General features: G+C 39.9%; 6 protein-coding genes. 5 read left to right on the plus strand and 1 reads right to left on the minus strand.

Going from position 1 to position 6,664, the window contains the following annotated elements:
* Positions 1 to 471 precede the first annotated feature (471 nt).
* From B3143_RS01375 to dsbD, 4 genes are all read left to right on the plus strand, one after another.
* Positions 472 to 840, plus strand: a complete 369-nt coding sequence (locus B3143_RS01375; RefSeq protein WP_005232722.1) for an HPF/RaiA family ribosome-associated protein — start codon at positions 472 to 474, stop codon at positions 838 to 840.
* A 130-nt stretch (positions 841 to 970) separates the two neighbouring features.
* Positions 971 to 1,513, plus strand: a complete 543-nt coding sequence (locus B3143_RS01380; protein ID WP_286739278.1) for an ankyrin repeat domain-containing protein — start codon at positions 971 to 973, stop codon at positions 1,511 to 1,513.
* 24 nt (positions 1,514 to 1,537) lie between these two features.
* Positions 1,538 to 2,305, plus strand: coding sequence for a transporter (locus B3143_RS01385; protein WP_286739280.1), 768 nt, complete (start codon positions 1,538 to 1,540; stop codon positions 2,303 to 2,305).
* A 17-nt stretch (positions 2,306 to 2,322) separates the two neighbouring features.
* Positions 2,323 to 4,167 (plus strand): protein-disulfide reductase DsbD, encoded by a 1,845-nt coding sequence (dsbD, locus tag B3143_RS01390; RefSeq protein ID WP_286739282.1) that lies wholly within the window; start codon positions 2,323 to 2,325, stop codon positions 4,165 to 4,167.
* Positions 4,168 to 4,540: 373 nt separating this feature from the next.
* On the opposite strand, the gene B3143_RS01395 is transcribed toward dsbD, so the two are convergent.
* The gene (locus B3143_RS01395; protein WP_286739284.1) at positions 4,541 to 5,710 is read right to left on the minus strand and encodes a CynX/NimT family MFS transporter; all 1,170 of its coding nucleotides are present in this window, start codon (positions 5,708 to 5,710) and stop codon (positions 4,541 to 4,543) included.
* A 109-nt stretch (positions 5,711 to 5,819) separates the two neighbouring features.
* Between B3143_RS01395 and B3143_RS01400 the strand changes: the two genes are divergently transcribed.
* Positions 5,820 to 6,617, plus strand: a complete 798-nt coding sequence (locus B3143_RS01400) for an AraC family transcriptional regulator (protein WP_286739286.1) — start codon at positions 5,820 to 5,822, stop codon at positions 6,615 to 6,617.
* Positions 6,618 to 6,664: the final 47 nt, after the last annotated feature.

A 6,664-nucleotide genomic window follows, 5' to 3' on the forward strand; every position in this document is an offset into this window, starting at 1 on the left:
TAATTTGAGATATTGGGAGAAGAAGGTTTATAGGATATTTAAATGAAGTTAAGTCTTTATATTTAAATTAATTTTAAGAATAGAGACTCAATTTTGAAGCTGGTTAAAGTAAAGACATAGATCCTCTATGAACAGGGCAAAGACTGCTTTAATTTTGGGAAAGTCATGTGAATAGTATTTCGATTGTCCCAAATCTGGAAGGTCAATCATGATCCGGTAAGCAGTTGTCACGATCGGTTGTCCTTTTGCTAAAAAAATCAAAATATCACTTGCATATTTTCAACAGAGGACCGATATTCGAAGTATAGGAACACGGTTCTGCAGACTCAAAAATGTGTTCATCATTCAATCTGGAGGGTTTTATCCAAAGCGATTTGAAGATGTGAAATGCAATATAAAACAGCAAGCTATACACGTGCCAAGATAAAAATTCTGCACTAAAAAGTTAAAATGATTTGAGGATGGTATTTTATGAACATTGAACTCCGTACCGATAAAAACATTCGCAATAGTGATCGTCTAATTACTTACGTTCGTACCGAATTAAATCAGGAATTCCAGCGCCACAGTGAGCGTATTACCCATTTCTCAGTGCATCTTAGCGATGAAAACGCCGCCAAAGGAGGCGATGACGATATTCGCTGCATGATCGAAGCACGTCCTGCCGGCTTGAAGCCAATTGTCGTAAACCATCATGGTCATAATGTTGATACTGCTATTCATGGTGCTATTGACCGTTTAAAACGCAGTCTGGAACATGTGATTGAGAAAAAAGATAACGTACGTAGCACTCCGCTAAAACTTGCGGAAGAAGATACAGGTACAGATCTAGAACAATAAATAATTCGCAGATGAAAAAGGCCCCCTACGGGGCTTTTTTCAATTTTAGATAAAATAAACGAATGAGAACAAAACAAATCCCGTTTTATTCGGCATAATAGTAAAAAACGAATTTGAAGTGAGCTCCATCATGTTAACTGCGCAACAACAGCTTTTTGTGCAAGCACTCGAAGAACTTAATCTGGGTCAGGTCAAACAGCTCTTGGCAGATGGACTTAACCCGAATTTTATTGATCTGGAAAAAGGCCCAGTTATTTCCATCTGGTCAGATGGCCTGTTCAAATGGTGGGAAGAAGTGTGCGAAGCTTATGAAGCGGGTAGTCCATTAACTGCCGAAGAAAAACAGCAACGTCTGGACGTACATTTACAGATTCTGGAAGCGCTGATCCAGGCTAAAGCCAATTTGCATCTCTGGGATGCTGAAGAAGTTTATGGCCCGCTTTGGGATGCGGCCAGTGCAGCCTGTGTACCTGCAGTGCAGCGCCTATTAGAAGAAAAAGTCAATCCGAACAGTAAGGATGAAGAAGGATTAACCATTCTGTCATCGATTAGTGATTTATTCTTTGATTGTGATTTTGATGAAATTAATTGGGCAGAAGCACTGGAAGAAGAAAAACAGACCCTAGAATTATTGCGTAGTCACGGCGCAAAAATGACCAAGGAATTACATTAAATTTTAAGAAAGAGCTCCAGCAAGATGAAGACAACTTTAAGAATATTGGGTTTAATGGCACTGACGGGTGTAAGTGCACAGCTTTATGCTGCAGTTGAATTTGACCGACCAGGTGAAGGTCTGGGTACCAGTACCGTGCCAGTGGGTCAGTTAGCTTGGGAACAGGGTTTACCGAGTTTCTCTTATAGCGAAGCGACTGTGGATGGAAGCAAGCTGAAACAAACTACTTTAAATGCCGACGTCTTGTTGCGTACCGGTTTGACTGATGATCTTGAATTACGTTTAGGCTGGGCCGGTCCGGCCTGGTCACAAACCAAGTTCAATGGCCAGACTGAAGAGGATGATGGTCTAGGCGATATTAGTATCGGCCTGAAAAAAGCCATTGATCTGGATGATGAAAAACTCAGTATGGCGCTGATGGCTGAAGCCATTATTGCCACAGGTAATGCTAATTTTAGCAATGAAGAAGATATTTACAGTTTGAGCTCAGCAGTTGCCTATCAATATAATGATTTGGTGAACACTGCACTGACCATGCGTTATGAATGGCAGGATAGCAACTGGGCGATTACCGCGATTCCAGCTTTAGGCTATCAGATTGCTGATCGCTGGTCAGGTTATTCGGAACTGATTTATCGCAAAGCCGAAAGTCAGGATAATGAATATGCGCTAGGCACTGGTGTCATGTATGCATTGAATGATCAGGTACAACTTGATGCCAGTATCGGAGTAAATCTGGAAGGTCAGAATAAAGGTTACTTCTCAGGCTTGGGCGTATCGTTCCTATTCTAAGCTGCTCTTATTTCGATATGACCAAAGCACTACAGTTTAAGATCGGGAGAAAAGTATTTTCTCCAGTCTTATTGGGCACAGTGTTGCTTAGCAATATTGCTCAGGCAGAAGCACCTTTGCTTTCGCCTGAGCAGGCTTTTCCTCTGAGTATCAGTTCAGTCACTCAGCAACAGGCTGAACTTAGCTGGGAAATTCCGAAAAACTATTATCTTTATCAGCATAAGGTAGAGGTAAAGCAGGGAAGTCAGCCGATGACCTTGCAATTACCACCCGCTGAAGATCTATATGATGAAAACTATGGTCATACCCAGGTTTATTATCAGCAATTAAAAGTTCAGATTCCGACACAGGCGGGTCAAACTTATCAGGTCAGCTGGCAAGGCTGTGCCAAAGACAGGCTTTGTTATCCTCCTCAAACCATTGAATTCAAGACTGACTTATCCGGTCTGGTGCAATCTGAATCTACTAGCTCGGGTAATAAAAAGTTACTGGATCTAAGCAGCTCTTCCTCGCAACACAACCGGATTATGGCAAATTCTGCTGATGATCTAGAATCAGGAAATACAGACAGCAAAATCGTCGAAGTCATTTCTACACGATCCAGCAGCGACTCGGCACAAGATCAGCAATGGTCTGCACGTCTCGCTGAAAGTTCGCTAGCTTATGGATTACTATTGTTTTTTGGCTTGGGCATTTTGCTGGCATTTACGCCATGCTCTTTGCCGATGCTGCCAATTCTGACTTCACTGATTGTTCGTGATAGCAAAGGCATCAAGGCTTGGATGATTGCCCTAAGCTTTGTAAGCAGTATGGCCACAGTCTATGCGGTACTGGGCTTGATCGCGTCTTCAGCCGGACTCAACTTTCAGCGCTGGTTACAGCAACCTGCCACCTTGATGGCATTTAGTGCACTATTTGTGGTATTTGCCCTCAACCTGTTTGGCCTGTTTGAAATTAAAATGCCACAGCGTCTGACACAGCGTCTGGACCGGGTTCAGGCGATGCAGCAAGGGGGAACTCTGGTCAGCGCTGCGGTCATGGGATCTGTTTCTGCCTTGCTGGTCGGGCCTTGTATGACGGCACCATTAGCCGGTGCATTATTATTTATTTCCCAGACTCAGAACCAGTGGCAAGGCGCAGTGCTGCTGTTTACTTTAGGTTTCGGTATGGGCACTCCGTTGCTGCTGGCCAGTATTATGGGGGCACGCATCCTGCCCCGAGCCGGGCACTGGATGAATCAGGTAAAAGTACTCTTTGCTTTCATCATGCTGGCTTTGGCCTTGTATTTTATTCGTCCGCTGATTTCAGAAGCTGCATTGCAGTGGCTGTCGCTAGGGTTGGGCTTAAGCTTTGTTGCCTATGTTCTGGCACGATTATTCTGGAAAAATACCGGACTGCGCTGGCTCTATTTCATCTGTTTGGCTATCGCCGTACCTTATATTACATATAGTCAGTATCAGCATAGTCAGCGCTTTTTTGTTGAAACTGCCCAACAACAGGCGAGTTGGCATATAGCAAAAACAGCCACTGAATTTGAACAATTACTGGCTACAGTACCGAAAGGGCAGAAGGTCATTATTGATGTCTATGCTGATTGGTGTGTGGCCTGTCAGCCGATTGAACATAAAGTATTAAAGGCAGCTGCTGTCCAGCAGGCCTTAGCCCCTTATTTTCTGATCAAGCTCGATCTTAGTCAGTATGATGCTACGCATCAGACTTTACTTAACCGATGGGAGATTCTGGGACCACCGACCTATTTATTTCTCGATACTAAGCAGCAGGAGATTCGCAGCTTACGTTTGACAGGTGCATTTAGTGGAGCAGAGTTATTGGCACAGCTACAGCGTTTAGAACAGCTCTAACATTCACTTTAAAACTTTTCTGGTACATGCTTTAAAGTGAATAAAGCCGAAAATATCAGGCCGGTTGAACTTTTAGAGGTTCCAGATAAGATTTCACCTGATTCCGTCCATTGGCTCGTCATGCGACACAAGGTTTGTCATTAGCATGATAATCAAATCAGTATCTTAATTCTTCTAACTAACCATAATGACATCATGCTGCGACTCAAACGATGTCATCATGAGTATAAGACGACTCAACCTGTGTCATTTTTACTTTGGAGAAACCGGACATTTCTATTTTGGAGTTACACTACTAATTTCGTATAACCGCCATTATGTTAAATGGAATTAGTTTCAGTAGTTTTAAAGTCGGATATAAGATGTTTTTTATTCATACATTAGAATATTGACTGAACATATATTTCATATGATATGAAGTAATTCCTAAACCTAAAGCCATGAGCATGGTTAGAGAAGTTAGACCCACCATAGAACCAAATTTATCTATTATAATTCCACCAACCCATGGCATGATCCCAGCCAATAAGTATCCAAAGGACTGGGTTATTCCACTTAGCCGTGTTGCTAATTGAGTACTAGATGCGAACTCAATAGGTAAAATAAGGGCTATAGGAAATAATCCTCCTGTAGCAATGCCTAAGCTAATTACAGCCCACCATTGAATCTGTGATATGAATAATAAGAATAAAGCACTGATAATTGTCAAACCGGTAAAAAAGAATAATGCACCTCGAATCTTGATTTTAAGTACTCGTAGACTTAAAGGGAAAAAGAGGCTAGTAAATGTCTGTAATATTAAGAATATTCCAATAGCGTAACTGGCCTCATATTGGCTATATCCAGCATCAAGATAAAACTTAGGAATCCAAGCCACCATCGTATAATTTATGCCTGCTTGTAACCCAAAAAACAATGTTAAGTTTAAAACTTCTATACGCTTTAATTTGTACTTAAGGAATATCATACTATTTGGTCTTTTTATGAAAGTGCTTTTCCATACTCCCCAAAAAAGAGCTGTCATTAAAATAGGAATTGACCAAAATGCAAGTCCATATTCCCACCTTTCCGTATTTATAGAAATGATAGGTGTTAGATAAGCAGCTAAAGCAGCTCCAATACCTATACTTGCGGCATATAACCCCATAGCTGCATAAGTTTTATCATTAAATACTTCTTTTACAAATCCTGAAACTAAAGGCCTGATGATCGCATCTCCAATGCCCACCAGAGCGGCAGTAAATAAAAGCAAAGCGTATCCCAAAGATGACTCTAACCGCAAAAATATACCTATAAAAAGAATAGTCAAAGCTAATAAAATGGATCTTTTTAGGCCTAATATATTTTCTAATCTATAGCCTAAAGGGGACAATATTCCCATAAAAATTACAGGAATGGCGGTAAGTACCCCCAAGGATTGATTACTGACTGATAGATCCTGCTGAATTTGATCTAATATTGGGGATATTGAGGAAATACCTGTGCGTAGACATAGGCCTATGCTAAAAAGCATGATCCAAGGTAAACATTTTTGAAAGCTCATTGAAAAACTGCTCTTCTAAATTGTAAATTTTATGGCTTATTTTTTATGTATTCTTTCGATATTATGCCAATATATGTCGATAAATTGCCAAATTTAAAGAATTTTAATCATGATGCATAATATTGTTCAGGAATGGAAAACGGCTTACACCAGTACAATTGAGTGCTTACCGAGACCCGTATATTTTCGTGCCTATAGTATTGAGGAAAGTACTTATATTGAGGAACATCAGCATGTTTGGTGGCAATTTTTATTTTCACGTCAGGGTTTGATACATATTCAAGTTAACGATACTTACATAAGCCTACCTTCTCAATATGGTGTGTGGATACCACCAAAGTGTCCACATAAAGTATGGGCTAAAGAAAAAATAAATCTTGAAAGTTTGTATATAGATAGTAGTTATATCAATAATTTAGAAAATACAACTAAAGTTGTTATTGTTAATAATTTTGTTCGTGAATTTATCCATCATGCCTGTACTACTATTCCTGTTGATTATGATGAGAATGGAACTGATGGGCGTAAGATAAAGGTATTAATTGAAGATTTAATCACTCTGCCAGATGCTCAATTTAATCTTCCCTTTCCTCATAACCCTGCATTTTTTAAATTATGTCTACAAATCCAAAAAAATCCCTGTGTAATGATCCCCCTAAAGCAAGCAGCTGATTATTTGCTACTTTCAGAACGAACGTTTTCACGTTTATTTCTAAAATATACAGGAATTCCATATACTAAATGGTGTCTAAAAGCACGCTTATTATATTCTCTAGAATTATTAGTATTGGGCAAGTCGGTAACTGAGATCGCATTTGACTTAGGATATTCCTCGCCTTCAGCTTTTATTCATGCCTTCAAATCTTTATTTAATACCACACCTAATCAATTTATAAAAACTGAATAAAATTATGTATAAAAACTCAAATTAACATAATACACCTTATACGAAAT

The sequence above is a fragment of the Acinetobacter sp. UBA1496 genome (assembly GCF_002324975.1).
In the GTDB taxonomy this organism is placed as follows: domain Bacteria; phylum Pseudomonadota; class Gammaproteobacteria; order Pseudomonadales; family Moraxellaceae; genus Acinetobacter; species Acinetobacter variabilis.